This window comes from Pseudomonas sp. URMO17WK12:I11 (assembly GCF_007677725.1).
Lineage (GTDB): Bacteria > Pseudomonadota > Gammaproteobacteria > Pseudomonadales > Pseudomonadaceae > Aquipseudomonas.
The window spans coordinates 288678-313191 of the sequence record NZ_VEDF01000001.1; the positions used below are offsets into that span (position 1 = coordinate 288678).

Consider the following 24514-nt stretch of genomic DNA (forward strand, 5'->3'; position numbering starts at 1 on the left):
ACATACAGGAGTCACCCCATGGCCAAGCGTTCTCGCCCGGCAGCTTTCATCGACGACCCGCTGTGGTACAAGGATGCGGTCATCTACCAGTTGCACATCAAATCGTTCTTCGATTCGAACAACGACGGCATCGGTGATTTCGCCGGCTTGATCAGCAAGCTCGACTACATTGCCGAGCTAGGCGTCAACACCCTGTGGCTGCTGCCGTTCTACCCCTCGCCGCGGCGCGATGACGGTTACGACATTGCCGAGTACAAGGCGGTGCACCTCGATTACGGCAGCCTCGCCGATGCCCGGCGCTTCATCAACGAAGCGCATCGGCGGGGGCTGCGGGTGATTACCGAGCTGGTCATCAACCACACTTCCGACCAGCACCCCTGGTTCCAGCGTGCGCGGCATGCCAAGCGCGGCAGCAAGGCGCGTGATTTCTACGTGTGGTCGGACGATGACCAGAAGTACGACGGCACCCGCATCATCTTCCTCGACACCGAGAAGTCCAACTGGACCTGGGACCCGGTCGCCGGCCAGTACTTCTGGCACCGTTTCTACTCGCATCAGCCAGACCTCAACTTCGACAACCCGCAGGTGCTCAAGGCGGTGATCGGGGTAATGCGCTTCTGGCTCGACCTCGGGGTCGATGGCCTGCGCCTGGATGCCATCCCGTACCTGATCGAGCGCGACGGTACCAACAATGAGAACCTGGCCGAGACCCACGGGGTGCTCAAGGCGATTCGCGCCGAGATCGACGCCAACTACCCTGACCGCATGCTCCTGGCGGAAGCCAACCAGTGGCCAGAAGACACGCGACCGTATTTCGGCGAAGGCGACGGTGACGAATGTCACATGGCCTTCCACTTTCCGTTGATGCCACGCATGTACATGGCCTTGGCCATGGAGGACCGTTTTCCGATCACCGATATCTTGCGCCAGACGCCTGAGATCCCGGCCAACTGCCAATGGGCGATCTTCTTGCGCAACCACGACGAGTTGACCCTGGAGATGGTCACCGACCGTGAGCGCGACTACCTGTGGAACTACTACGCCGAAGATCGCCGCGCGCGCATCAACCTGGGCATTCGCAGGCGCCTGGCGCCGCTGCTGCAACGCGATCGCCGGCGCATCGAACTGCTGACCAGCCTGCTGCTGTCGATGCCGGGGACGCCTACCCTGTACTACGGCGACGAGCTGGGCATGGGCGACAATATCTACCTGGGTGACCGCGATGGCGTGCGCACGCCCATGCAGTGGTCGCCCGATCGTAACGGCGGCTTCTCCCGCGCCGATCCGCAGCGCTTGGTTCTGCCGCCGATCATGGACCCGCTGTACGGCTACCAGACCGTCAACGTCGAGGCGCAGAGCCACGATGCCCACTCGCTGCTCAACTGGACGCGTCGCATGCTGGCAGTGCGCAAGCAGCAGAAAGCGTTCGGCCGCGGCACGTTGCGCGCGTTGACGCCACGCAACCGGCGCATCCTCGCCTATCTGCGCGAATACACCGATGCTCAGGGCAACACCGAGGTGATCCTCTGCGTGGCCAATGTGTCGCGCGCGGCTCAGGCGGCCGAACTCGAATTGTCCCAATACGCCGGCAAGGTCCCGGTAGAAATGCTCGGGGGTAGCGCGTTCCCGCCGATCGGCCAACTGCCGTTTCTGCTCACGCTGCCGCCTTATGGCTTCTACTGGTTCCTGCTGGCCTCCCACGACCGCATGCCCAGCTGGCATGTCCAGCCTACCGAGGGGTTACCCGAATTGACCACACTCGTGCTGCGCCAACGCATGGAGGAGCTGCTCGACGCGCCCTCCCGCGACACTCTGCAAAGCGCCATCCTGCCTCAGTACCTGCCCAAACGGCGCTGGTTCGCCGGCAAGGAAGGCCCCATCGACCAGGTGCGCCTGAGCTACGGCGTACGCTTGAGCACGGCCAGCACGCCGGTGCTGTTGAGCGAATTCGAAGTGCTCAGCGACGGCGTCGCCACCCAGTACCAGCTGCCCTTTGGCCTGCTGCCTGAAGAGCAGATCAACAGTGCGTTACCGCAGCAGCTGGCGCTGTCGCGGGTGCGCCGCGCCCACCAGGTTGGCCTGATCACCGATGCGTTCGTGCTCGAGCCGTTCATCCGTGCTGTGCTCAAGGCCTGCCAGCAAGGCGTGCGGCTGCCCTGCGGCGAGCCCCATGGCGAACTGCAGTTCGAGCATACCGACGCACTGGCCAGCCTCGGCCTGGATGACGACAGCGAGGTGCGCTACCTGAGCGCCGAGCAGTCCAACAGTTCGGTGGTCATTGGCGATCGCGTGGTGCTCAAGCTGATCCGCCGGGTCAACCCCGGTATCCACCCCGAGCTGGAGATGAGCGCCTACCTGACCGCTGCAGGCTTTGCCAATATCTCGCCGCTGCTGGCCTGGGTCAGCCGCGTTGACGCCCAGCGAGCGCCGCACCTGTTGATGATCGCCCAGGGCTATCTAAGCAATCAGGGTGACGCTTGGGCCTGGTCGCAGAACACCTTGGAACGAGCCATTCGCGATCAGATGGAGCCAATTCGCGCTGACGGCGAGACGCATACCGATGCCCTGGCCGAATTGTCCGCCTTCGCTGGGCTGTTCGGTCAGCGCCTGGGCGAAATGCATGTATTGCTGGCGGCGCCCACCGACGATCAAGCGTTCGCGCCGCGCCCAAGCGATGCCGACGACAGCCGCCGCTGGGCGGCGCAAATCAGCGCCGAGCTGAGCCAAGCCCTGGACCTGCTGGGGCAACACCGCGAGCACCTGGACAGCGACAGCCAGGCCTTGGTCGATGACCTGCTGCAACAGCGCGAGGGCCTTGCCCTGCATGTTGCCCAGCTGGCCGAGCAGGCCCAGGGTGGCTTGCTCATGCGCGTGCACGGCGACCTGCACCTGGGGCAGGTGCTGGTAGTGCAGGGCGATGCCTACCTGATCGACTTCGAGGGTGAACCTGCGCGTCCGCTCGAAGAACGCCGGGCCAAGCACAGCCCGTATAAAGATGTCAGCGGCGTGTTGCGCTCCTTCGACTATGCTGCTGCGATGATCTTGCGCAGCGCGTCTGCGGTGGACCTTTCAGACGAAGCGCGGCAAGCCCGGCAACGGGTCGCCCGGCAGTATCTGCACCAATCGCGGCATGCGTTTGTCGAAGCCTATGGCCTGGCCACTGCGGGCATGCCGCATGCCTGGCAGCAGGCCGAGGGCGAGCGGGCGGCGCTTGAGCTGTTCTGCCTGGAAAAAGCCGCCTACGAAATTACATATGAAGCCGAGAACCGTCCAAGCTGGTTGGCCGTGCCCTTGCACGGCCTGCATGGACTGATCAGTACCTGGGGAGAGTGAGCATGAACGTTACAACGCGTGAAAACGGCGGCCTTCGGCAGCGGGATCTCGATGCCCTGGCGCGTGCCGAGCACGCCGATCCCTTTGCCGTGCTCGGCCCCCATGACGATGGCGCCGGTGGGCAGGTGATCCGTGCTTTCCTGCCCAACGCCTTGAGCGTGCATGTGCTGGCGCGCGACGACCAGCGGATACTGGGTGAGATGCAGCAGGGCAGTCTGCCGGGTCTGTTCAGCGCCCAGCTCGACCGCGCCCAGGGCTACCTGTTGCAGATCGCCTGGGCCGGCGGCGAGCAGGTGACCGAAGACCCATACAGCTTCGGGCCGCAATTGGGCGACATCGACCTGCATCTGTTCGCCGAAGGCAACCACCGCGACCTGGCCGGCCGCTTTGGCGCGCAGCCGGTCCAGGTCGATGGGGTCGATGGGGTGTGCTTCTCGGTGTGGGCGCCGAATGCGCGGCGCGTCTCTGTGGTAGGCGACTTCAACAACTGGGATGGCCGCCGCCACCCCATGCGCCTGCGCCATGGTGCCGGAGTCTGGGAGCTGTTCGTGCCGCGCCTGGCGGCAGGGGAGACCTACAAGTTCGAAGTGCTGGGCCACGACGGCGTGCTGCCGCTCAAGGCCGATCCGCTGGCCCGAGCCACCGAGTTGCCGCCGAGCACGGCCTCCAAGGTCGCCGGTGCCTTGGCTCATACCTGGCAGGACGAGCAGTGGATGGCCCAGCGCGCCGAGCGCCATGCCTACAACGCGCCATTGTCGATCTACGAGCTGCACGCAGGCTCGTGGCAATGTGAGTTGGATGACCTGGGCGAGGTATCGCGCTTCTACAACTGGCGCGAACTTGCCGAGCGAGTGGTGCCGTATGTACAGAAGCTTGGGTTTACCCACATCGAGCTGTTGCCGATCATGGAGCACCCCTTTGGCGGCTCCTGGGGTTACCAGCCGCTGTCGATGTTCGCACCGACTTCCCGTTATGGCAGCCCTGAAGATTTTGCCGCGTTCATCGATGCCTGCCACCAGGCCAGCATTGGCGTGATCCTCGATTGGGTACCGGCGCATTTCCCCACCGACGAACACGGCCTGGCCCGCTTCGACGGCACTGCGCTGTACGAATACGATAACCCCATGGAAGGCTTCCATCAGGATTGGAACACGCTGATCTACAACCTGGGGCGCAATGAAGTGCGGGGCTTCATGATGGCCTCGGCGCTGCACTGGCTCAAGCATTTCCATATCGACGGCCTGCGTGTGGATGCGGTGGCCTCGATGCTCTACCGCGACTACTCGCGCAAAGCCGGCGAGTGGATACCTAACCGCCATGGCGGCCGGGAAAACCTCGAAGCCATCGATTTCATCCGTCACCTCAACGGCGTGGCAGCCGTCGAAGCGCCAGGGGCGTTGATCATCGCCGAGGAATCCACGGCCTGGCCGGGTGTCAGCCAGCCTACCCAGCAGGGCGGTTTGGGCTTTGCCTACAAGTGGAATATGGGCTGGATGCACGACACCTTGCATTACATCCAGAACGACCCGATCCACCGGCCGTTCCATCACAACGAGCTGAGCTTCGGGCTGATCTACGCCTACTCCGAGCACTTCATCCTGCCGATCTCCCATGACGAAGTGGTCCACGGCAAGCATTCGCTGATTGACAAGATGCCGGGCGATCGCTGGCAGAAGTTCGCCAACCTGCGAGCCTACCTCGCCTTCATGTGGACTCATCCAGGCAAGAAGCTGCTGTTCATGGGTTGCGAATTCGGCCAATGGCGCGAGTGGAACCATGACCACCAGCTGGACTGGTACCTGCTGCAGTACCCCGAACACCAAGGCGTGCAGCAGTTGGTCGGCGACCTCAACCGCTTGTACCGTGATGTGCCGGCGTTGCACGAGCAGGACTGCCAGCCCCAGGGCTTCCAATGGCTGATCGGCGACGATGCGCAGAACAGCGTGTACGCCTGGTTGCGCTGGAGCAGCCAGGGCGAGCCCGTGCTGGTGGTGGCCAACTTCACGCCGGTGCCGCGCGAGGGTTATCGCATTGGCGTGCCGTTCGGTGAGCACTGGCAAGAAGTGCTCAACAGCGACGCCGAGCTGTATGCCGGCTCCAATGTCGGCAACCTGGGCGGCGTGCACAGCGAGCAGATCGCCAGTCATGGCCAGCCATTGTCACTGGCCCTGAACCTGCCGCCGCTGGGCGTGCTGGTGATGAAGCCGGCGTGAGGCAGTGAGCAAACCGGGCCTGGGCAGGTCAGCGCCGCCTAGCAGGCGCGCTGACCCAGGGCCCGGCCGCGCTCACCAGCGCATTCTTACCCCAAGGCTGCCGATCAGCCCGTTCAGGTCATTGCCGTCGACGTCGCTGCTGTAGTCGGCGCTGACGAACAAGCCCACCGAAGGCGTCACCCGCGCCACCAGGCCCAGCCCCAGCTCCACCGTGGTCGAATACCGCGAGCTGGAGATCTTGTCGACCTGATCGAGTTTCACATCGCCCATTTCGCTGAAGTCATACCAGACGTTGGTGCGCACATAAGGCTCTACCGGCATACCCCTGACCTCGTAGCGGCCGGACAGCTTGGCACCCACGCGGCCGCTCCAGCTGGGCTGGCTGTCGAAGGCGCGCAAGGTCTCTTCCTGGGCACGGGTGCCGGGATAGAACCGCTGGTTGATCAACTGCGCCTGCGGCTCGATCGTCCAGCCACCGCCCACGCGGATCGGGTAACCACCTTGCAGCGAAAAGGTCATGGCATGGCCGTTGCCATCCAGGCGTTGGCCAGACTCGCTGCGGCCCATGACCTCGAGACGCGACCCCATGGCGACGGCGTCCAGGTGCCAGCCTTGTTCATGGGTCATGCTCCAGTAGACCCCCAGGCTTTCGCCACTCAAGTTCACGGCACTGCGCTGTTTGTCACCCAGCAATGGCCGAGAACCGCTGAAGCTGCTCTGCAGGTTGTTGTGGCCGACGAACATGCCCGCCCGGTGCACAGTGCCAGCCGCTGTTTCGCGCACCAACAGGTCCGGGCCTATGACCATCTGCTGGTTCGGCGCTTCCAGTTGCTCAGGCGGCCGCGCGCCAGGTTGCGCTGCGCCGCCGGGGAAGAACGTGGCCCAAGGACCGCTGGCCAGCTCCAGTGCGCTAAAGATTTGCCGCGCGGTCTGAGCCTCACCGAAGGCGCTCAGGGTTGACAGGGTAAACGCATTGGCACCTGTGGGTTCGAGGGTCAGTGTTGGCATACTCGGGCGCTGCAGGTAGTTGGGCGACAACGGGTCGTCCGGCAGCTCGAAGGCCAGGCTCTCCAGGGGCGAGGCAAGCAACATGGAAGTGGAAACAGCGTGGATGAGCCGATCCAGACGCAGATTTCTGGAAGGTGTGTTCATGGCAGAGCTCCTTTGGATTACCGGTGCCAATGCCCAAGGATCTGGCCTGTTGTCACGAGCTCTACGACAAAAACAGCGGGCGACTCAAACCAGCACGCCGGCTCCGAGATGCGCGCGGCAAGGCGCGCGCTAGAGAGCCTGGCGCGAGTTTTTACAGCGGTTGATCACTTTCAGCTAAGGAGAGTCCGGCGCTTGCGTCAAGAAATCGCAGTACGCGCGTTGCCTGCCGGATACCTGCGTTAGGCCATTGAATTTATTGATTTAAAGCGCCTTTATAGCAAGCTTCGCTATTTGCCGAGGCAGCACTATGCCAAATCATTGCTAGAGCCTGACTTCCACCGCCAGTGGTAGGTGATCGGACAGATGCGTCCAGGGCCTGTGCCGCAAAATCTGCGGCGCATGGCTCTGGGCGTTACGCAGATAGATGCGGTCCAGACGCAACAACGGCAGGCGCGCTGGATAAGTTCGCGCCAGTAGACCGTGATGGCGCTCGAATGCCTCATGCAGGTCACGCTGCAGCTGCAAGGTGCGGTTGCCGTGCAGCTGCCAGTCGTTGAAATCGCCGGCGATGATCACCGGCTCATCCACGGGCAGGGCGTCGAGCAATTGGCGCAGTAGCAGCAGCTGCTTCTGCCGATGACTTTCGAGCAGCGACAAGTGCACGCAGATGGCGTGCACATGTCGTTGACCAGGTACATCCAGGATGCAATGCAGCAAGCCTCGGCGCTCGGGTCCTGTGATCGACACGTCGAGGTTTCGGTGTTCGAGGATGGGGTATTTCGACAGCAGCGCGTTGCCGTGGTGGCCGTCCGGGTAGACGGCGTTGCGACCGTAGGCATAGTCGCTCCACATGCTGTCAGCGAGAAATTCATACTGCGAGGTTTGCGGCCAACCGGGATAGCGGGCGGCGTGGCGATCGTGGCTACCCAGCACCTCTTGCAGAAACACGATATCGGCCTGGGTGCTGCGCACCGCCTCGCGCAATTCAGGCAGGATGAAGCGGCGGTTGAAGGCGGTAAAGCCCTTGTGGGTGTTGACCGTCAGGACTCGCAGCCGATTGACGGCTGAGGCCTGACGGGTGCTGGCGTAACCTTGGCTGCCGGCTTCAAGGGTCACGGTGGCTCCTCAGTACAGCGAACAGGTACTGAGTGGGACCGGCAGCCCCAGGTAGGGTTCAGTCTTCCTCGTGCTCCAGCACCAGCAGGACCAGCGAGCGGCCTTGAACCTCGAAGCTGCTGTCGAAGGCCAACGGCTGGCCCTTGCGCTGCTTGGGCTGATCGGTGTCGATCAGGCAGTTCCAGTGATTACCCTCGGGCACGCTTGGCAGCTGGAACGGCACTACATCGTGGTGGGCGTTGAAGATCAGCAGCATGGTGGCTTCCGCCCCAGGCCGGCCGATACTGCTGACCTGCGCCCGACCGTCGATCAGCATGCCGAAGCAGCGGCCGTTCGGATCCTCCCATTGCTCAACGCCCATCTCGTTGCCATCCGGTGCCAGCCAGGTCACGTCCTTGACCCCGATGGCCTCGTTGTAATCGCCAACCAGGAAGCGCGAACGGCGCAGCACCGGGTATTTCAGGCGCAGGCGGGTCAGGCGCTTGACGAAGCTGAGCAGCTCCTTGCCTTCATCGTCCAGGTCCCAGTTGACCCAACCGATTTCACTGTCCTGGCAGTAGGCATTGTTGTTGCCGTGCTGGGTACGGCTGAACTCATCGCCCGCCACGATCATCGGCGTGCCCTGGGACAACAGCAGCGTCGAGAAGAAGTTGCGCATCTGGCGCATGCGCAGGTTGTTGATTTCCGGGTCTTCGGTCGGGCCTTCAGCGCCGCAGTTCCACGACAGGTTGTTGTCGGTGCCGTCCTGGTTGTTTTCGTCGTTGTCCTCGTTGTGCTTGCCGTTGTACGACACCAGGTCGCGCAGGGTGAAGCCATCGTGCGCGGTGATGAAGTTCACGGACGAGTACGGCCGCCGTCCGCGGTTGTTAAACATGTCGCCTGAGGCGGTGATGCGTGCGGCGAAGTCGGCCAACTGGCCTTCGTCGCCTTTCCAGAAGGCTCGCGTGGTGTCGCGGAAGCGGTCGTTCCATTCCGCCCAGCCGGGGGCGAAGTTGCCCACCTGGTAGCCGCCTGGGCCGCAGTCCCACGGCTCGGCGATCAACTTGACCTGGCTGAGCATCGGGTCCTGGCGGCAGGCCACGAGGAAGCCGTGGCGCTCGCTGTAGCCATCGTGGTAACGGCCAAGGATGGTCGCCAGGTCGAAACGGAAACCGTCGACGTGCATCTCGCCGGCCCAGTAGCGCAGCGAATCGGTGACCAGCTGCAAAACGCACGGGTGGCTCAGGTCCAGGGTGTTGCCGGTCCCCGAGTCGTTGATGTAGTAGCGTTTGTCGTCAGGCATCAGGCGGTAGTAGGAGGCATTGTCGATACCGCGCATCGACAGGGTAGGGCCGCGCTCGTTGCCTTCGGCAGTGTGGTTGTAGACCACGTCGAGAATCACCTCGAGGCCCGCATCGTGGACGTGCGCGACCATCTCCTTGAACTCGGCGATCTTGCCGCTGGCCAGGTACTTGGGGTGCGGGGCGAAGAAAGCGATGGTGTTGTAGCCCCAGTAGTTGTTCAGGCCCTTGTCCAGCAGGTGCTGATCGTTGACGAAGGCATGGATCGGCAGCAGCTCGATGCTCGACACACCCAGGTCCTTGATGTGCTTGAGCAACTCGTCATTGGCCAGCCCGGCGAAGGTGCCGCGCAGCTTTTCCGGCACGGCCGGGTGGCGCATGCTGATGCCTTTGGTGTGCGCCTCGTAGATGACCGTCTGCTCCCATGGGATCTGCACCCGCTGGTCACGGCCCCAGGTGAAGGCCGGGTCGATGACCTTGCACTTGGGTACGAAGGGCGCGCTGTCGCGTTCATCGAATGACAGATCGTCGTCAGGGTGACCGATGGTGTAGCCGAACAGCGCCTCGGACCACTTGAGCTCACCCACCAGTTGCTTGGCATAGGGGTCGATCAGCAGCTTGTTATGGTTGAAGCGGTGACCGTTCTCCGGCTCGTAGGGGCCGTACACGCGGTAGCCGTAGACCAGCCCGGGATGGGCGTCTGGCAGGTAACCGTGATAGATCTCGTCGGTGTATTCCGGCAGCTCGATACGCTCGAGCTCGTTTTCACCGGTCGAGTCGAACAGGCACAGCTCGACCTTGGTGGCGTTGGCCGAGAACAGTGCGAAGTTGACGCCCAGGCCGTCCCAGGTGGCGCCTAGAGGGAAAGGCATGCCTTCACGGATGCGCGATGGGGCTACGGAGCGAGTTTTCTTTGGGGTGCGCGGGCTCATGGCAATCCTCGATGGCCAAATACAACGGAAGGTATGGGTAACGCTTGCAACACCTGGCACGCTGACCGCCCCCATTGCGGGGGCGGTCAAGGCCGTGCAGATTCAATCAACGGCTCAGCCGGCGCTGGGCTTCTTGGCGGCGCGTGGTTTCTTCGCGGCGCTAGGCTTCACCCCTGGCAGTGCGGCCACTTTCGCGTCGGTGGGCGCCTTGGACGCAGCGGCGGCCTTGGGCTGGGCAGCGGCTTTGGGTTCACTGGCCGCCTTTGGCTTGGCCGCTGCACGTTTGCGCGGCTCAGCCTTGGGCGCCAGTGCCTCGGCCTCGGCCAGCTTGCGCGCCATGTCCCAATGCCGCTCCTCTTGGCCTTCAGGCTTACCTTCAGATTCCCAAATCTGGTAAGCGAATTCGCGTACTCGTTTTTCTTCGACACTCATCACGACGCTCCTGAATGCTATGCATGTTCGATCAACAGGTTGACTGGGAATTGCGCCAGAGCTGTGCTCAACATCAGCTCCCTTGTAGGGCTGACAGCACCGCCTGCAAAAAGTCCAGTCCAATTGGCAGGTGACAGGTCAAACGGCAAGATCACCCGGGTGTCGTCCCAGTTCTGCGCCGGGATCAACGGCGTTGTAGCACCGCCCAGCAGACTGCTGGCCAAGCGCGGGGCAATGACGATGGCGCGGGCGTCCTCGCCGAGGCGGGCGAACGCCACGACCTTGTCGGCATGCTTGCCCTTGACCGTCAGCGGCAGATAAGCGCCACGGCGGAACAGCTCGCTGTTGGCTTGGCGGCAGTCGAGCACTTGGGCGATCAGCGCTTGCTTGATGCGCCCGTCGTGCCAGTGCGCCAGCAGCTCCTCCGGCGCTGCGAGCGCATCCAGCGTCTGCCGTCTGCAAGCGTAGTCCACCGGTCGGCGGTTGTCCGGGTCGACCAAGCTGAAGTCCCAGTACTCATTGCCTTGGTAAAGGTCCGGCACGCCTGGCACGGTCATGCGCATGAACGTCTGCACCAGGCCATTGAGCGCACCGGGGCAGGCGATTGCCTGGGCCGCATCTGACAGCGACTGCAGCAACTGGCGGTTGCCGTGGTCGAGCAGCACGGCATCGACATACGCCGCACAGGCAGCCTCGTACGCCTCGTTCGGCGCACTCCAGCTGCTGCGCAGCTTGGCTTCACGCAGGGCTTTCTGCTGCCATTGGCGGATACGCTCGGCGTAGTCGCGCAAGGCCTTGTCGTCATCCAGGTCAAGGTCCAGCGGCCAACTGCCGAGCAAGGCCTGCCACAGCAACAGCTCATCGCCCGGGCTTGGCGCTACGCCATCCTCGAGCTTTTGCCGCAGCGGCGCCGCCAGCTCGCGCCAGTGTTCCACGCGGCTGGCGAACCAGTCGGCGCGTTCACTCAGCACCGCCAGGCGTGCGCGGGTGTCTTCGCCGCGTTTGTGGTCGTGGGTCGCGGTTGCCAACAGGTTGTCGGGGAAGTCGCGCAGGCGCCGCTGCGCCTCATTGTGGAAGTGCTCCAGGTCTGCGCTGAAACGCTCGGCCTCGAAGCCTACGTCGTTGCGCGACAGCAGCCGCGCCGAGCGATAGAACGCAGTGTCCTCGACCGCCTTGGCGGCGCTGGGCGCGGTCAGCTGCTGGAAGCGCACGCAGGCGTGGCGCAACTGTTTGCGCGGCCGGCCTGGCGGTAGTGCGCGCCAAGGTTGACCCCCCAGCCATTGCTCGAGCTGTTCGAGCAGCGGCCAATCGGCTTCGCTGAGGTCCTGACGGGCATCGGCCAAGGCTTGTTGGAAGAACCGCTCATCCTCGGCGGGGCGCCCGCAGGCATTGAAGTAGGTGCGGTACACCGGATAATGCGCGACCAGGGCCTGCAGCGCCCGGCGGATCGCACCGAGGGTCAGGTCGCGCGTCATCAGGTCGTTGCGCGCAACCTGCAGCAGCGCCTGTGCCACCGATTCGCAGTCACCGGCAAGGCTGGCATTGAGCACCAGATGGCGCGCCAAGCGCACTTCCTCGGTGAACGCGGGGCGCTCGCTGATGCGGCTCCACAATTGCGTCAGCGGCACTTCGCCGGCCGGGTCGTGTTGCAGCAGCGACACTTGGTTCATGAACTCATAGCCGGTGGTGCCGTCGGTGAGCCAGTCACGGTGCAGGTGCTCGTCGGCGCCGAGGATCTTCTCGACATAGATGGGGAAGTGCTCCACTGCAGCGCCGATCGGGCGAGCGGCAAGCAGGCTGGCGACCCGGCGGCGCAGCTTGCGGCAGTAGCCGCGCGGATCGGCCAGGCCATCGATGTGATCGATACGCAAGCCGTCTACCAGGCCGCGCTCGATCAACTCGAAGAGCTTGGCATGGGTGGCCTCGAACACCACCGAGCGCTCCACACGAAGGCCGCCCAGCTCGTTGATGTCGAAGAAACGCCGCCAGTTGATGTCGTCGGCAGCGGTGCGCCAGCTGGCCAGGCGATAGGTCTGGCGCTCGAGCAGCACGTGCAGGCGTTTGAAGCCGTCTTCGTTGCTGCTGTCGAATGCGGCCAGGGCCGATGGCAGGTCCGCGCCTTCACGCACCAGGCCTGCGAGCTCGGCTTGCAGCGGCAGGGCGGCGCTCAACGGGTCGGCGGCGTCGCCCAGCGCGGTGAAGTGCTCGGCCAGGGCCTTTACCTTGGGGTCGGCGCTCTGGGCCAGGATCCAGCCATAATCCAGCGGGCAGATCGGGAAGCGATGTTCGTAGTGGGCGACTTGCAGCACGCCGTGCTCGGCATCGAACTCAAGCGGCAGCTCGCCGTTCTTCAACGCTACGCCGTAGTCGCTGCCCAGGAACGGCAACAACAACTGGCCGGCTAGCAACGGATCGGCCGAATGCCACTGAATATCAAAGAACTCCGCATAAGGGCTGCGCCGGCCCCAGGCCAGCAAGCACTGCCACCAGGGGTTGTCGGCGCCGCCGACGGCCATGTGGTTGGATACGGTGTCGAGGATCAGCCCCATGCCGTGCTGGCGCAATGCGGCCACCAGGCGCTCAAGGGCCGCTTCGCCGCCCAGCTCCGGGTTCACGCAGGTCGGGTCGACCACATCGTAACCATGGCGCGAGCCGGCGCGGGCCTTGAGAATCGGGGAGGCGTAGAGGTGGCTGATGCCCAGCTGGGCAAAGTAAGGCACCAGGGGGACGGCATGGTCGAGGGTAAAGTCGCTGTGAAACTGCAGGCGAACGGTGGCGGTGAGCGGTTTCATCGGTCGCGCTCCCAGGCCTGTTCACGGGCTTGCGCCAGTATCTCGAGGCGGCGTGCGGCATCCTCGTCATCGAGCAGCTCGCGCACCGGTTGGGCGAAGCGCCGGCGCCAGTTTGGGTGGCCTTCAGTGGTGCCGGGCATGTTGGGCTGTTCGTCGCAGCCGAGCAGATCTTCCAGCGGGATCAGCACCAGCGGGGCGCGGGTGTGTCCGACAAAGCGGATGGCAGCGTCGATCACGGCATCGTTGTCCTTCAGAGGGCCATAGTTGGATTGCAAGGTGCGGCGCAGCCCGGCCTGTTCTTTCTGCCGGTCCTGACGCCAACGCTGTTCAGTGTCGGCGTCGATCAATTGCAGACGTCGGCTCCAGTCGATATCTCTGTTTTCCAGCCAGCCGGCCAGTGGCGCGAGATCATGCGTGCCGGTGGTCGCCAGCGCGTTGTCGGGCCATTTCAGAATGGGCGTGAAGGCGCCTGGCGATGCTTGCTCGAACGGCAACACACGCATGCCGAGCACGTGCTTTTGCGCCAGCGCCTCGCGCAGGCCGTCAGGCACGGTGCCGAGGTCTTCGCCGAGGATGATCGCGCGATGCCGCGACGACTCCAGGGCGAGCAGGCGCAGCAGGTCCTCGAAGGGGTAGTTGAGGTAGGCGCCTTCGCTGGGTTTGCTGCCGCGCGGGATCACCCACAAGCGGCGCAGGCCCATGACGTGGTCGATGCGCAGGCCGCCGGCATGGGCCAGATTGGCCCGCAGCATTTCGATGAAGGCGCGATAGCCGTTGCGCTTGAGCCCCTCGGGCGAGAAACCGCAAATGCCCCAGTCTTGCCCGGAACGGTTGAGAATGTCCGGGGGCGCGCCAACAGTCAGGTCTGCCAGCAGTTCATCCTGGCGGCTCCAGGCCTGGCTGCCGGCACCGTCGGCGCCCACGGCAAGGTCGGCGATCAGGCCGACCGCCATGCCGTTGCTGCGCGCGGCATCCTGCGCCCGCTGCAGGCTGCGTTCGGTCAACCATTGGCAAAAAGCCTGGAACTCGATGCGTGCCGGATACCCCTCGGCAAAGCTCTGCACTTCGGGGGTCTGCGGGTCTTGCCAAGCCTTCGGCCACTGCCGCCAATCGGCGCCCAGGCCACGGTCGACGGCTTCAGCCTGTAACACTTCGAAGCGGCAGTGGTGCTCCAGGGCCTCGCCGGCAGCTGCCCGGAAGCTCTCGAAGTCGCCGCGCTGGGGGTGATCGCCCTGGCTGAAGTCTTGATAGAGCGCCTGCAGCAGGCGTAGCCGAGCATCGGCAGCGCGGGGCCAGTCGACCAAGGGCTGTTGCTCGAGGTCCTCAAGCGTGGCCTCAAGATCGCAGGCCTCGATCGCCATGCGCACCGCCCGTTCGCCGAGAATGGCGGCAGGGCTGGCATATAACGTATTGAGCAGCAACCGGCTCGAGGGTGAGTAAGGGCTGTAATGTTCCTGGTCGAACGCTGACAACGCGTGCATAGGGCTGATCGCCAGCGCATCGGCGCCACGTTCAGCAGCGCTGCGTGCCAATTGCTCAAGCGCCATGCAGTCGCCGTAGCCGCCGTCACCGGGCCGGCGCAGGCTATAGAGCTGGGCCGAGAGGCCCCAGCAGCGCGGCGATGCCAGCTCACATGCGTCCTCAAAGCGGTAGGCGGTGGGCGGCGCTACTGCCAGGGTGAAGCGCTGGCTGTCGATCTCGATTTGGTGATAACCCACTGGCAGCTCGCCGGGCAAGCGGGCGCGGCCATCGAGGCTGACGATCAGCTGACCCCCTTGCTCGAGGCTGCAGTGGGCCTTGGCTGCGGCTTTGAAATAACGCTGCAGCGGCAAGGGCTCGCCGTGCAACGCTGTGAGCAAAGGTGGCAGGTGATCGCCGTCACCGGCGGTTTCCAAGGCGCGCAGGCTCTGGGCAATGGCCTGTCCGGTGGAAGCTGGGTGGCCGAGGGCCTCAAGCACGCGTGTCAGCACGTTATCGCTGACCTGCTGCGGGCGATCGTTGGCGTCGATCCAGTCTCGGGACAAACCGGCCTGTTCGGCCAGTCGATGCAGTGGCTTGGCGTTCATGAATGCTCCGGCTTAGCAGGTACCAGGCTGACCACGCAGCTGTAGGGCGCCAGGGCAGTGTCGGGGTGGACGCTGTCTGCGCTATCGAACAGCCGCTGGCTGGCCGCAGGCAGTGTCGCAGCCTGGGCGTCTGCGCCCAGGTTCAGGTCGATGCGCAACGTACTGCCGTTACCCAGGCGCCAGCTGGCACTTAGCGCCTTGTCGCCCAGTACCTGGGCGCCCAACGCCTGGGTGCCGGGCAGGTGCGGGACGACATGACGGCGACGCAGCGCCAGCAGTTGCTGGTACAAGCCGTGCCAACCGGCAAGTACTTCCCTGGGCTGTGGCCGCGACAGCTCGAAGGTCTCGACGGCATTCGGATCAGGGATGCTGGCGCGCTTTTGCGGGTCGGCGAAAGCGTCGAAGTGGGCGAACTCGCTGCGCCGGCCTTCACGCACCGCGTCGGCCAGTTCATCGTGAAAGTCGGTGAAGAACAAGAACGGACGGCAGCTGCCTTCTTCATCACCCATGAACAGCAGCGGGATCATCGGGGCCAGCAGCAACAAGCCGGTGGCCGCGCGCAGCGCAGCAGGTGGGCACAAGCGAGTCAGACGTTCGCCCAAGGCGCGGTTGCCGATCTGGTCATGATTCTGCAAGAACAGCACGAACGAACTCGGGGGCAGGTGCCCGCTGGGTTCACCGCGTGGCTCACCATGGCGATTGGGCTGGCCCTGAAAGACGAAACCCTCGCCGAGGCAGCGCGCCAGCTTGTCGATGGGCTGTGCTTTGTAGTCTTCGTAGTAGCCCTCGGTTTCGCCGGTCAGCAACACGTGCAGGGCATTGTGGCCGTCGTCGTTCCACTGCGCATCGAAACCCTGCTCGAGCAAAAAGGCCTGGTTGTGTTCATTCTCCAGCACCAGCCAGACCTGCCGGCCTGGCTCCAATGCCGCGCGTACCCGTTGCGCCAGCTCGATGAGAAAATCTGGTTGGTCGATGGCATGCACGGCATCGAGGCGCAGGCCGTCGAAGCGGTAATCGCACAACCACATCAAGGCATTCTGGATGAAGTACTCGCGCACCTGCGGCCGGCGGAAGTCGATTGCCGCGCCCCAGGGCGTCTGGCGGTCTTCGCGGAAAAACGACTGGGCATACTCGTGCAGGTAATTGCCATCAGGGCCGAAGTGGTTGTAGACCACATCGAGCATCACCATCAGCCCGTGGCCGTGGGCATGGTCGATCAGCTCGCAAAGCTGCTGCGGGGTGCCGTAGCTGTGCTGCGCGGCAAACGGCAGCACGCCGTCATAGCCCCAGTTGCGCTCGCCGGGAAACTGCCCCAGCGGCATCAGCTCGATGGCGCTGATGCCGATGGTGGCCAGGTGCGCCAACTGCGCCTTGACCCCGGTGTAGCCGCCCAGTGCCCCAACGTGGACTTCCTGAATGACCGCCTCGTGCCAAGGTCGGCCCTGCCAGTTGTGCTGCCAGTCGAATTCGCTCAGATCAACCACTACGCTCGGGCCGTGCACGCCGTCAGGTTGATAGCGCGAAGCAGGATCGGCCACCTGCAGCTTGTCATCGATGCGGTAGTAGTAACGGTTCCCAGGCTGGCACGGGACAGTGCCGGTGTACCAGCCATCATCGTCGGGCAGCAGCTCGATGGCTGGTTGCTGCTCCAATTCCACACTCACGCTGCGCGCATCGGGCGCCCAGAGGGCGAAGCGCGCAGACGTGGCGTCCAACATGTGTGCGCCATGTCTGTGCATCGTCGAGCCTCCGCTCAGTGATGGGCCAGGTTGGCTTGCTTGACCAGGTCCTCATAGAGGCGCGCATAGGGTTCCACGGCCTGGCACCAGTTGAAAGGCTGGGTCATGGACAGGCAGCGCATGGCGTTGAGCAGGTCCTTTTTGGAGTAGGTGTAGAACGCGCGGCTCAAGGCTTCGCGGTAGCTTTCCACGGTCGATTCATCGAACAGGAAGCCAGTGGCACCATTCTCGATGGTGTCGGCCAGGCCTCCGGTATTGCGCGCAACGGGCAGCGAACCGAAACGCTGGGCGTACATCTGGCTCAGCCCACACGGCTCGTAGCGCGATGGCATCAGCAGGAAGTCACTGCCCGCGAACATGCGCCGCGCGTCGGTCTCGTTGAAGCCGATGCGTACGCCGATGCGGCCTGGATGGCGCAGCGCCAGCTCGCGCATGGCTTGCTCTTCTTCTGGTTCGCCGCGACCGATGATGGCGATCTGACCGCCTTGCTCGACGATGAAGTCGGCCACGCCCAGGGTCAGGTCCAGACCTTTTTGGTAGACCAGGCGCGAGACCACGGCAAACAGCGGACCCTCGGAGGCGTCCAGGCCGAACAGCTGGCGCACGGCGTCGGCGTTGCGCGCCTTGCCATCCCAGTCGTTGATGCTGAAGTTGTGCTCCAAGTGCTTGTCAGTGGCCGAGTCCCAGCTTTCGTCGATGCCATTGGGAATGCCGCCAAGCAGGCCTTGCTGAGCCTTGCTGGCAAGGAAGCCATCCAGGCCACAACCGAATTCGGGGGTGGTGATCTCCTGGGCGTAGGTGGCGCTCACGGTGGTGATGTGGCTGGAGTAGGCAAGGCCGGCCTTGAGGAACGACAGCTTGCCGTAGAACTCCATGCCTTCCTGCTGCATGGCATGCTCAGGGATCGCCAGCTCAGGGCTGCAAGCCCGGCTGTAGACGCCCTGGTAGGCCAGGTTGTGAATGGTGAACAAGGTTGGCGTGCTCAGCCCGCGCCAGTGCATGTAGGCCGGCGCCAGGCCAGCAGGCCAGTCGTGGGCGTGCACCAGCTCAGGCTTCCAGTGGATCATGCCTTCGCCTGCGGCAATCTCGGCTGCAGCCAGGCCCAGACGCGCGAAGCGGATGTGGTTGTCAGGCCAGTCGCGACCGTTGTTGCCACCATAAGGGGTGCCTTCGCGCTGGTACAGCTCGGGACAGATCAGTACGTAGATCACCAGGCCGTCGGGCAGGTCCATGCGGCCGATCTTGCACGGCGGCAGTGCGGCGTGGCCACCCAGCTCGCCGACGATGTGGATCGGGTTATCGCTTTCCATGACCTGCGGGTAACCGGGGATCAACACGCGTACATCGTGTAGATGGGCCATGGCCCGCGGCAGTGCTGCCGAGACGTCGCCGAGGCCGCCGGTCTTGACCAGGTCCGAAATTTCCGACGTAACGAAGAGAACTTTGCGTTTGTTGGGGTTCTGCTGGCGCTGCGCGCCGGGTGCCTTGACTGCCTTGGCGAATTCCGGGGTGAGCGGCTCGCGGTTGTCCGACTTGAATGACTCTACATGAGGCTCGACAGCGGCACTGATCATACTTCTCTCCGTCCCTAAGTGTTTGCTGGGTGCTGGCACCCTCAGCGGTATCTCGTACTGGTTCTCTCTAATTCTGTATGGGCCTAACGCTATCCATGCCCCTAGTCGTGCGCGCAGGCACCGCAGTCGGCATTCCGGCCGACGGCAATAGGACTGTGTGGGGTAGGCGGGCCGAGGCGGGTATGTCCCATACGCTTTGGCCTACTTAGTGCTGACCCGCCGCCTTTCACGAAAGTTCGACTTTTTTTCTGTGCTCTTTCCCTGAGCAAATGGCGGGCCGAAACCTGAGTGTAGGAGAGCAAGAGATAAAAAGGTGACCCATTGGTCACTTTCGTTATGAGGCGTGCTAGACGCAAACGTTGGCGTTTGTGACGTCTTGTTGCAGGGGCCGTTCAGCGGCGGGAATTGGTGACCTGAGCGTTACCATGACGCACCTGGCCGCACCGATGTGGTGCGCTGAGTGCGTCATGATGGATCGGGGGTTTTTCAGTCCGCAGGCAGCAACGAGGAGTGGTGATGAGCGATCAGCCATTGCCCATCGGCATAGCGGTAATTGAAGGTGAATCGGGCCGGTACCCGCTCGCCGGTGGCGGCAAACGTGAAGACGTACGACCCGGCCAGCGTGGCTTGCTCGCAGCCGCTGTAGATGTACGTGTCGGTCAGCGCGCCTGACGGCCGTTTGCGCAGAAAGCTGTCGAAGTAATCGATGTGGCCCAGGCGGTTGTCGCGGCTCTGGCTCGATACGGTAGGCAAAAGCAGGGCGTCCTGCTGATAGAGCGCGGCCACCTGGGCAGGGTCCGCGGCCTGGATGCGTGCATTCCATTCGGCGAACAACGCCAATACCTCTTCGTCATTCAGGCGCTGGCAACTCTCTGTCGAGGCAATGGCGGACTGGTTCAGGCCGCTGAGCAGCAGGGCCAGGTACAGTGGAAGGCGGGTCATTTTGGCGCTCCAAGGTGTGGCAGCCCGAAGTGGGCGTGCTGGCCGTGAAGCGTGTCGGGAGCACCCGGGAAACGTTATCGCCAATAACCCGCAGAACGGGAAATCATTCATCCATTGGCGTGGGAAATGTGCCGATAATGGCAGCAGCGTAGGGGGGGCAGAACGCCCCCGCCGAGGGAGTCAAATCAGATGCTGACGGACTTGCCGTCGATTCGTGCCTGTTCCAGCAATGTGTGTAGCTGTGCCACCTGCAAGCGCAGTTGGTCACGTTCGTCTTTGAGTTTGCGCAGTTCGTCGCGGCGCACGGAGACATAGAGGGTCTGGGTTGGAGTCGCAGGCATCAAGGTACCCATGAGCACACCTCGCGGTTTTGGCTGGTGACAGTTAAAGCATAGACGCTTCACGCGGCGCGCATTCTGAATTCTTTCGAAGCCGAAGGGAACTTTTTTGTTTACCGTGGTCACGCCGTTCGTCGCTGAACCCTCGAGCGGTACGCTGGACTAACCTGAAACGCTGAACGTAACGTCATTAATTTTCAAAAGGAGCATGGGCTCATGCAACTGGGAATCGTCGGGCTGGGCCGCATGGGCGGCAATATCGCAAGGCGGCTGATGCGTGCCGGCCATCGCACCGTGGTACACGACCGCAACCGTGAGGCGGTGGTGGGCCTGGAAGGCGAGGGCGCGCAAGGTGCCCACGACCTGGGGGCTCTGGTGCAGAAACTCAAGGCGCCGCGCGCGGTGTGGGTCATGCTGCCGGCGGGCGAGCCAACCGAGCAGACCATCGCCCAGTTGGCTGATCTGCTGGAGCCGGGCGATGCCATCATCGACGGTGGCAACACCTTCTATAAGGACGACATGCGCCGTGCGGCCGAGCTGGCCAAGCGCGGCCTGCATTACCTGGATGTCGGCACATCTGGCGGCGTATGGGGCCTGGACCGCGGTTACTGCATGATGATCGGCGGTGAAAAGGACGTGTTCGAGCGCCTCGAGCCGCTGTTCGCTGCCTTGGCGCCTGGCGTCGGCGACATCCCGCGCACCCACGGCCGCAGCGGCGAGCACCAGCGTGCCGAACACGGCTACATCCATGCCGGCCCACCGGGTGCCGGGCACTATGTGAAGATGGTGCACAACGGCATCGAGTACGGCCTGATGCAAGCCTACGCCGAAGGCTTCGACCTGCTGCGCAGCAAAGGCGGCGCAGAACTGCCGCCCGAGCAGCGCTTCGACCTTAACGTGGCCGAGATCGCCGAGGTCTGGCGCCGCGGCAGCGTGGTGACCTCCTGGTTGCTCGACCTGACCGCCGATGCCCTGGTCGCTGATCCGCAGTTGGCGCAGTTCAGTGGCTCGGTGTCCGACAGTGGCGAAGGTCGCTGGACCATCGACGCGGCGGTGGAGCAGGCGGTGCCGGTGCCGGTGTTGTCCAGCGCGCTGTTCGCCCGTTTCCGCTCGCGGCAGCAGCACGGGACCTACGGCGACAAGATCCTCTCGGCCATGCGCCTGGGCTTCGGCGGCCATGTCGAGAAAAAAGACTGATGAGCAAACAGACCATTCCCGCTGCCCCACCGTGCACGCTGTTTCTGTTTGGCGCCAACGGTGACCTGGTCAAGCGCTTGCTGATGCCTGCGCTCTACAACCTCAGCCGTGACGGCCTGCTCGACCCCAACTTGCGCATCGTCGGCGTCGACCACAACGAGGCCACTGCCGAAGCCTTCGCCGGGCGCCTGCACGACTTCTTGGAGAGTCGCGACAAGGGCGGCGAGGGTGCGCCGGCGTCGCTGGACGAAGCCATCTGGGACCGTCTGGCCAAACGCCTGGATTACCAGACCGGGGATTTCCTCGATCCGGCTACCTACGCCGCGCTGGCCAGGCGCATCGACAAGACCAGCCACGGCAACGCCATTTTTTACCTGGCGACGTCACCACGGTTCTTCACCGAGGTGGCTAAGCGCCTGGGTGAGGCCGGGCTGCTCGACGAGTCGGCCGGCGGCTTTCGCCGGGTCGTGGTGGAAAAACCCTTCGGCACCGACCTGGCCAGTGCCCAGGCCCTCAACGCCTGCCTGCTGAAGGTGATGGACGAGCGGCAGATCTACCGCATCGACCACTACCTGGGTAAGGAAACGGTGCAGAACATCCTCGTCAGCCGGTTCTCCAATGGCCTGTTCGAATCGTTCTGGAATAACCACTACATCGACCACGTGCAGATCACCGCTGCCGAAACCGTGGGCGTGGAAACCCGCGGCGCGTTCTACGACAGCACCGGTGCCTTGCGCGACATGGTCCCCAACCACCTGTTCCAGCTGCTGGCCATGGTTGCCATGGAACCGCCCGCTGCCTTCGGCGCCGATGCCGTGCGCGGCGAGAAGGCCAAGGTGATCGGGGCCATTCGGCCTTGGTCGACCAAGATGGCCCTGAAGAACTCGGCGCGTGGTCAGTATGCGGCGGGCAAGCAGGGGCGCAAGCGCCTCGCCGGCTATCGCCAGGAGAGCAACGTCGCGCCGGACAGCCAGACTGAAACCTACGTGGCGCTCAAGGTGATGATCGACAACTGGCGCTGGGCCGGTGTGCCGTTCTACCTGCGCACCGGCAAGCGCATGAGCGTGCGTGACACCGAGATCGCCATCTGCTTCAAACCGGCCCCCTACGCGCAGTTTCGCGAGTCGGAACTGGAGCGGCCCAAACCCAACTACCTGAAGATCCAGATTCAGCCCAACGAGGGCATGTGGTTCGACTTGCAGGCCAAGCGGCCAGGTCCGGAGCTGGTGATGGAGAACGTCGAGCTGGGCTTTGCCTACAAGGATTTCTTCAAGATGACCCCGGCCACCGGCTACGAGACGCTGATCTACGACTGCCTGACCGGTGACCAGACCCTGTTCCAGCGCGCCGACAACATCGAGAACGGCTGGCGCGCGGTGCAACCATTTCTCGATGCCTGGGCGCAAGGTGGCGAGGTGCATGAATACGCGGCCGGCGAGGACGGCCCGGAGGCTGGCAACGAACTGCTGACGCGTGACAAGCGCGAGTGGCACACACTGGGATAACTGCTGTTCGCTGTCTGCACCGGCCGTTCGGCGCGCAGGTCCGCTTGCTCGCCGAGCGGTGCAGGCAAACCCACCAGAGGAGTCGCAATGCCCGCCCTTATCGAAGACTACGCCCTGCTCGGCAACTGCCGAAGCGCCGCCCTGGTCAGCCGTGACGGTTCGCTGGACTGGTTGTGCCTGCCGCGCTTCGACGCCCCAGCCGTGTTCGCCGCGCTGCTCGGTAACGAAGAGAACGGCCGCTGGCGCCTGGCCCCCAGCGACCCGGTCGAGCAGGTCAGCCGCCAGTACCTGGGCGATACCCTGGTACTGGAAACCACCTGGGTCACAGCCAGCGGCCGCGCCCGGGTGCTGGATTTCATGCCACTGGACGAGGTCAATTCGGTGGTACGCATCGTCGAAGGCCTGACCGGCGAAACCCGTTTCGAGATGGACCTGGTGATGCGCTTCGACTATGGGCGCAGCGTGCCCTGGGTGGAAAAACTCGACCCACTGACCCTCAGCGCCGTTGCCGGGCCCGATCGGTTGATCCTGCGCAGCAGCGTCGCTACCCACGCCCGTGATCACCACACCGCCGCGCGCTTGCGGGTGCAGGCGGGCGAGCGTCATGTCTTCAGCCTGCGTCACCAGCCCTCGCACCTGCCGGTGCAGCCGGACTGCGACGTCGATCAAGCCTTGCAGCACACTCTTTTGCACTGGCAGGGGTTTGCCGACCGCTGCCCAGATGTTGGCCCTTACACGCCGCAGGTTCGGCGCTCGTTGCTGACCCTCAAGGCCATGACCTACGCGCCTACCGGGGGCATCGTCGCGGCGGTCACCACGTCGCTGCCGGAAAGCCTCGGCCATGAGCGCAACTGGGATTACCGCTTCTGCTGGCTGCGCGATGCCACCATGACCTTGCTGGCCTTCATGAACCTGGGTTATTTCGACGAGGCCCAGGCCTGGCGCGAATGGTTGTTGCGCTCGGTGGCCGGTAACCCGGAGCAGATGCAGATCATGTACGGGCTTGCCGGTGAACGTGATCTGCAGGAGTACACCTTGCCCTGGCTGGCCGGCTATGAACATTCTCAGCCGGTGCGCGTGGGCAACGCCGCTTCGCAGCAAACCCAACTGGATATCTACGGCGAGCTGGCCGACGCCATGGCCCAGGCGATCCGCGGCGGGCTGCCACGTCACCCACGTAGCGCGGCGATCGCGCGGTTGATCCTGCCGTACCTGGAAAGCATCTGGCGCGAACCGGATGAAGGGATCTGGGAGGTGCGCGGCGCACGGCAGCACTTCGTCCACTCCAAGGTCATGGCCTGGGTCGCCTTCGACCGCGCAGCCGAGCTGGCCGATGGCAACGAGCAGGACCGGGAGCGTGCCCAGCACTACCGGCAAGTGGCCCAGCAGATTCGCGAGCAAGTGTGTGAGCACGGCCTGGACCCGAGCGGCCAGTTCTTCGTCCAGGCCTACGGCTCCAGCGAAATGGACGCAAGCCTCTTGCACATTGCCCTGACCGGCTTTCTGCCGGCAGACGACCCGCGGGTCTTGCGCACCGTGGAGCAGATCGAACAGCGCCTGCTCAAAGACGGCCTGTTGCTGCGCTATGACAGCGACAGCTGCAGCGACGGCCTGACGGCTGGGGAGGGCACCTTCCTGGTCTGCACCTTCTGGCTGGCCGACGTGTATGTGCTGCTCGGTCGCCAGGCCCAGGCCCAGGCGCTGTACGAGCGACTCGCTGGTCTGTGCAACGATGTCGGCTTGCTGGCCGAGCAGTACGACCCTGCCGACCAGCGCATGCTTGGTAACTTCCCTCAGGCATTCAGCCACATCGGCATCATCAACACCGCGTTGAATCTGCACCGGGCGCAGTGCCCGGCGCGGGATCGAGCCAGCTGTGGCTAAGCGGCCGACGGCCCTTGGG

15 protein-coding genes are annotated in these 24514 nt (G+C 63.9%); 5 read left to right on the forward strand and 10 right to left on the reverse strand.

Features of this window, described 5'->3' with window-relative positions:
* The first annotated feature begins 18 nt into the window (after positions 1-18).
* Entirely contained in the window at positions 19-3333 is a 3315-nt protein-coding gene (gene treS, locus FS665_RS01355) for a maltose alpha-D-glucosyltransferase (RefSeq protein WP_145182200.1), read from the forward strand.
* A 2-nt stretch (positions 3334-3335) separates the two neighbouring features.
* On the forward strand, positions 3336-5546 hold the full coding sequence (glgB, locus tag FS665_RS01360; RefSeq protein ID WP_145182203.1) for a 1,4-alpha-glucan branching protein GlgB: 2211 nt from the start codon (positions 3336-3338) through the stop codon (positions 5544-5546).
* Between the two features lie 72 nt (positions 5547-5618).
* Here glgB and FS665_RS01365 read toward each other — a convergent pair whose 3' ends face one another.
* From FS665_RS01365 to FS665_RS23325, 10 genes are all read right to left on the reverse strand, one after another.
* Entirely contained in the window at positions 5619-6698 is a 1080-nt protein-coding gene (locus FS665_RS01365; RefSeq protein ID WP_145182206.1) for an autotransporter outer membrane beta-barrel domain-containing protein, read from the reverse strand.
* Between the two features lie 321 nt (positions 6699-7019).
* A complete protein-coding gene (locus FS665_RS01370; RefSeq protein WP_145182209.1) occupies positions 7020-7814 on the reverse strand; it encodes an endonuclease/exonuclease/phosphatase family protein in 795 nt (264 codons plus the stop codon).
* Between the two features lie 58 nt (positions 7815-7872).
* Positions 7873-10026: a glycogen debranching protein GlgX gene (gene glgX, locus FS665_RS01375; RefSeq protein WP_145182212.1), complete on the reverse strand. Its 2154-nt coding sequence runs from the start codon at positions 10024-10026 to the stop codon at positions 7873-7875.
* A gap of 114 nt (positions 10027-10140) precedes the next feature.
* Positions 10141-10461, reverse strand: coding sequence for a DUF2934 domain-containing protein (locus FS665_RS01380; RefSeq protein WP_145182215.1), 321 nt, complete (start codon positions 10459-10461; stop codon positions 10141-10143).
* A gap of 14 nt (positions 10462-10475) precedes the next feature.
* Positions 10476-13250 carry a malto-oligosyltrehalose synthase gene (locus FS665_RS01385; protein ID WP_145182218.1) on the reverse strand — a complete coding sequence of 925 codons (2775 nt, stop codon included), beginning with the start codon at positions 13248-13250 and terminating at the stop codon, positions 10476-10478.
* On the reverse strand, positions 13247-15316 hold the full coding sequence (malQ, locus tag FS665_RS01390; RefSeq protein WP_145182221.1) for a 4-alpha-glucanotransferase: 2070 nt from the start codon (positions 15314-15316) through the stop codon (positions 13247-13249). The genes FS665_RS01385 and malQ overlap by 4 nt, the downstream gene beginning before the upstream one ends.
* A complete protein-coding gene (treZ, locus tag FS665_RS01395) occupies positions 15313-17055 on the reverse strand; it encodes a malto-oligosyltrehalose trehalohydrolase (RefSeq protein ID WP_145182224.1) in 1743 nt (580 codons plus the stop codon). Before treZ ends, malQ begins: the two co-directional genes overlap by 4 nt.
* 14 nt (positions 17056-17069) lie before the next feature.
* On the reverse strand, positions 17070-18629 hold the full coding sequence (gene glgA / locus FS665_RS01400) for a glycogen synthase GlgA (protein WP_145182227.1): 1560 nt from the start codon (positions 18627-18629) through the stop codon (positions 17070-17072).
* Positions 18630-19115: 486 nt separating this feature from the next.
* A complete protein-coding gene (locus tag FS665_RS01405) occupies positions 19116-19571 on the reverse strand; it encodes an SgcJ/EcaC family oxidoreductase (protein WP_145182230.1) in 456 nt (151 codons plus the stop codon).
* Between the two features lie 185 nt (positions 19572-19756).
* On the reverse strand, positions 19757-19924 hold the full coding sequence (locus tag FS665_RS23325) for a DUF6026 family protein (RefSeq protein WP_178108271.1): 168 nt from the start codon (positions 19922-19924) through the stop codon (positions 19757-19759).
* Between the two features lie 201 nt (positions 19925-20125).
* On the opposite strand from FS665_RS23325, the gene gnd reads away from it, so the two are divergent.
* The 3 genes from gnd (at position 20126) to FS665_RS01420 (ending at position 24495) form a co-directional block, all read left to right on the forward strand.
* Entirely contained in the window at positions 20126-21106 is a 981-nt protein-coding gene (gnd, locus tag FS665_RS01410) for a phosphogluconate dehydrogenase (NAD(+)-dependent, decarboxylating) (protein ID WP_145182233.1), read from the forward strand.
* Positions 21106-22611 carry a glucose-6-phosphate dehydrogenase gene (gene zwf / locus FS665_RS01415; RefSeq protein WP_145182236.1) on the forward strand — a complete coding sequence of 502 codons (1506 nt, stop codon included), beginning with the start codon at positions 21106-21108 and terminating at the stop codon, positions 22609-22611. The genes gnd and zwf overlap by 1 nt, the downstream gene beginning before the upstream one ends.
* A gap of 87 nt (positions 22612-22698) precedes the next feature.
* Positions 22699-24495 carry a glycoside hydrolase family 15 protein gene (locus tag FS665_RS01420; protein WP_145182239.1) on the forward strand — a complete coding sequence of 599 codons (1797 nt, stop codon included), beginning with the start codon at positions 22699-22701 and terminating at the stop codon, positions 24493-24495.
* Positions 24496-24514: the final 19 nt, after the last annotated feature.

Coding starts and splice junctions, on each gene's coding strand:
- treS (WP_145182200.1), top strand. CDS start 19: ATGGCCAAGCGTTCTCGCCCGGCAGCTTTCATCGACGACCCGCTGTGG.
- glgB (WP_145182203.1), top strand. CDS start 3,336: ATGAACGTTACAACGCGTGAAAACGGCGGCCTTCGGCAGCGGGATCTC.
- FS665_RS01365 (WP_145182206.1), bottom strand. CDS start 6,698: ATGAACACACCTTCCAGAAATCTGCGTCTGGATCGGCTCATCCACGCT.
- glgX (WP_145182212.1), bottom strand. CDS start 10,026: ATGAGCCCGCGCACCCCAAAGAAAACTCGCTCCGTAGCCCCATCGCGC.
- FS665_RS01385 (WP_145182218.1), bottom strand. CDS start 13,250: ATGAAACCGCTCACCGCCACCGTTCGCCTGCAGTTTCACAGCGACTTT.
- malQ (WP_145182221.1), bottom strand. CDS start 15,316: ATGAACGCCAAGCCACTGCATCGACTGGCCGAACAGGCCGGTTTGTCC.
- treZ (WP_145182224.1), bottom strand. CDS start 17,055: ATGCACAGACATGGCGCACACATGTTGGACGCCACGTCTGCGCGCTTC.
- glgA (WP_145182227.1), bottom strand. CDS start 18,629: ATGATCAGTGCCGCTGTCGAGCCTCATGTAGAGTCATTCAAGTCGGAC.
- FS665_RS01405 (WP_145182230.1), bottom strand. CDS start 19,571: ATGACCCGCCTTCCACTGTACCTGGCCCTGCTGCTCAGCGGCCTGAAC.
- FS665_RS23325 (WP_178108271.1), bottom strand. CDS start 19,924: ATGGGTACCTTGATGCCTGCGACTCCAACCCAGACCCTCTATGTCTCC.
- gnd (WP_145182233.1), top strand. CDS start 20,126: ATGCAACTGGGAATCGTCGGGCTGGGCCGCATGGGCGGCAATATCGCA.
- zwf (WP_145182236.1), top strand. CDS start 21,106: ATGAGCAAACAGACCATTCCCGCTGCCCCACCGTGCACGCTGTTTCTG.
- FS665_RS01420 (WP_145182239.1), top strand. CDS start 22,699: ATGCCCGCCCTTATCGAAGACTACGCCCTGCTCGGCAACTGCCGAAGC.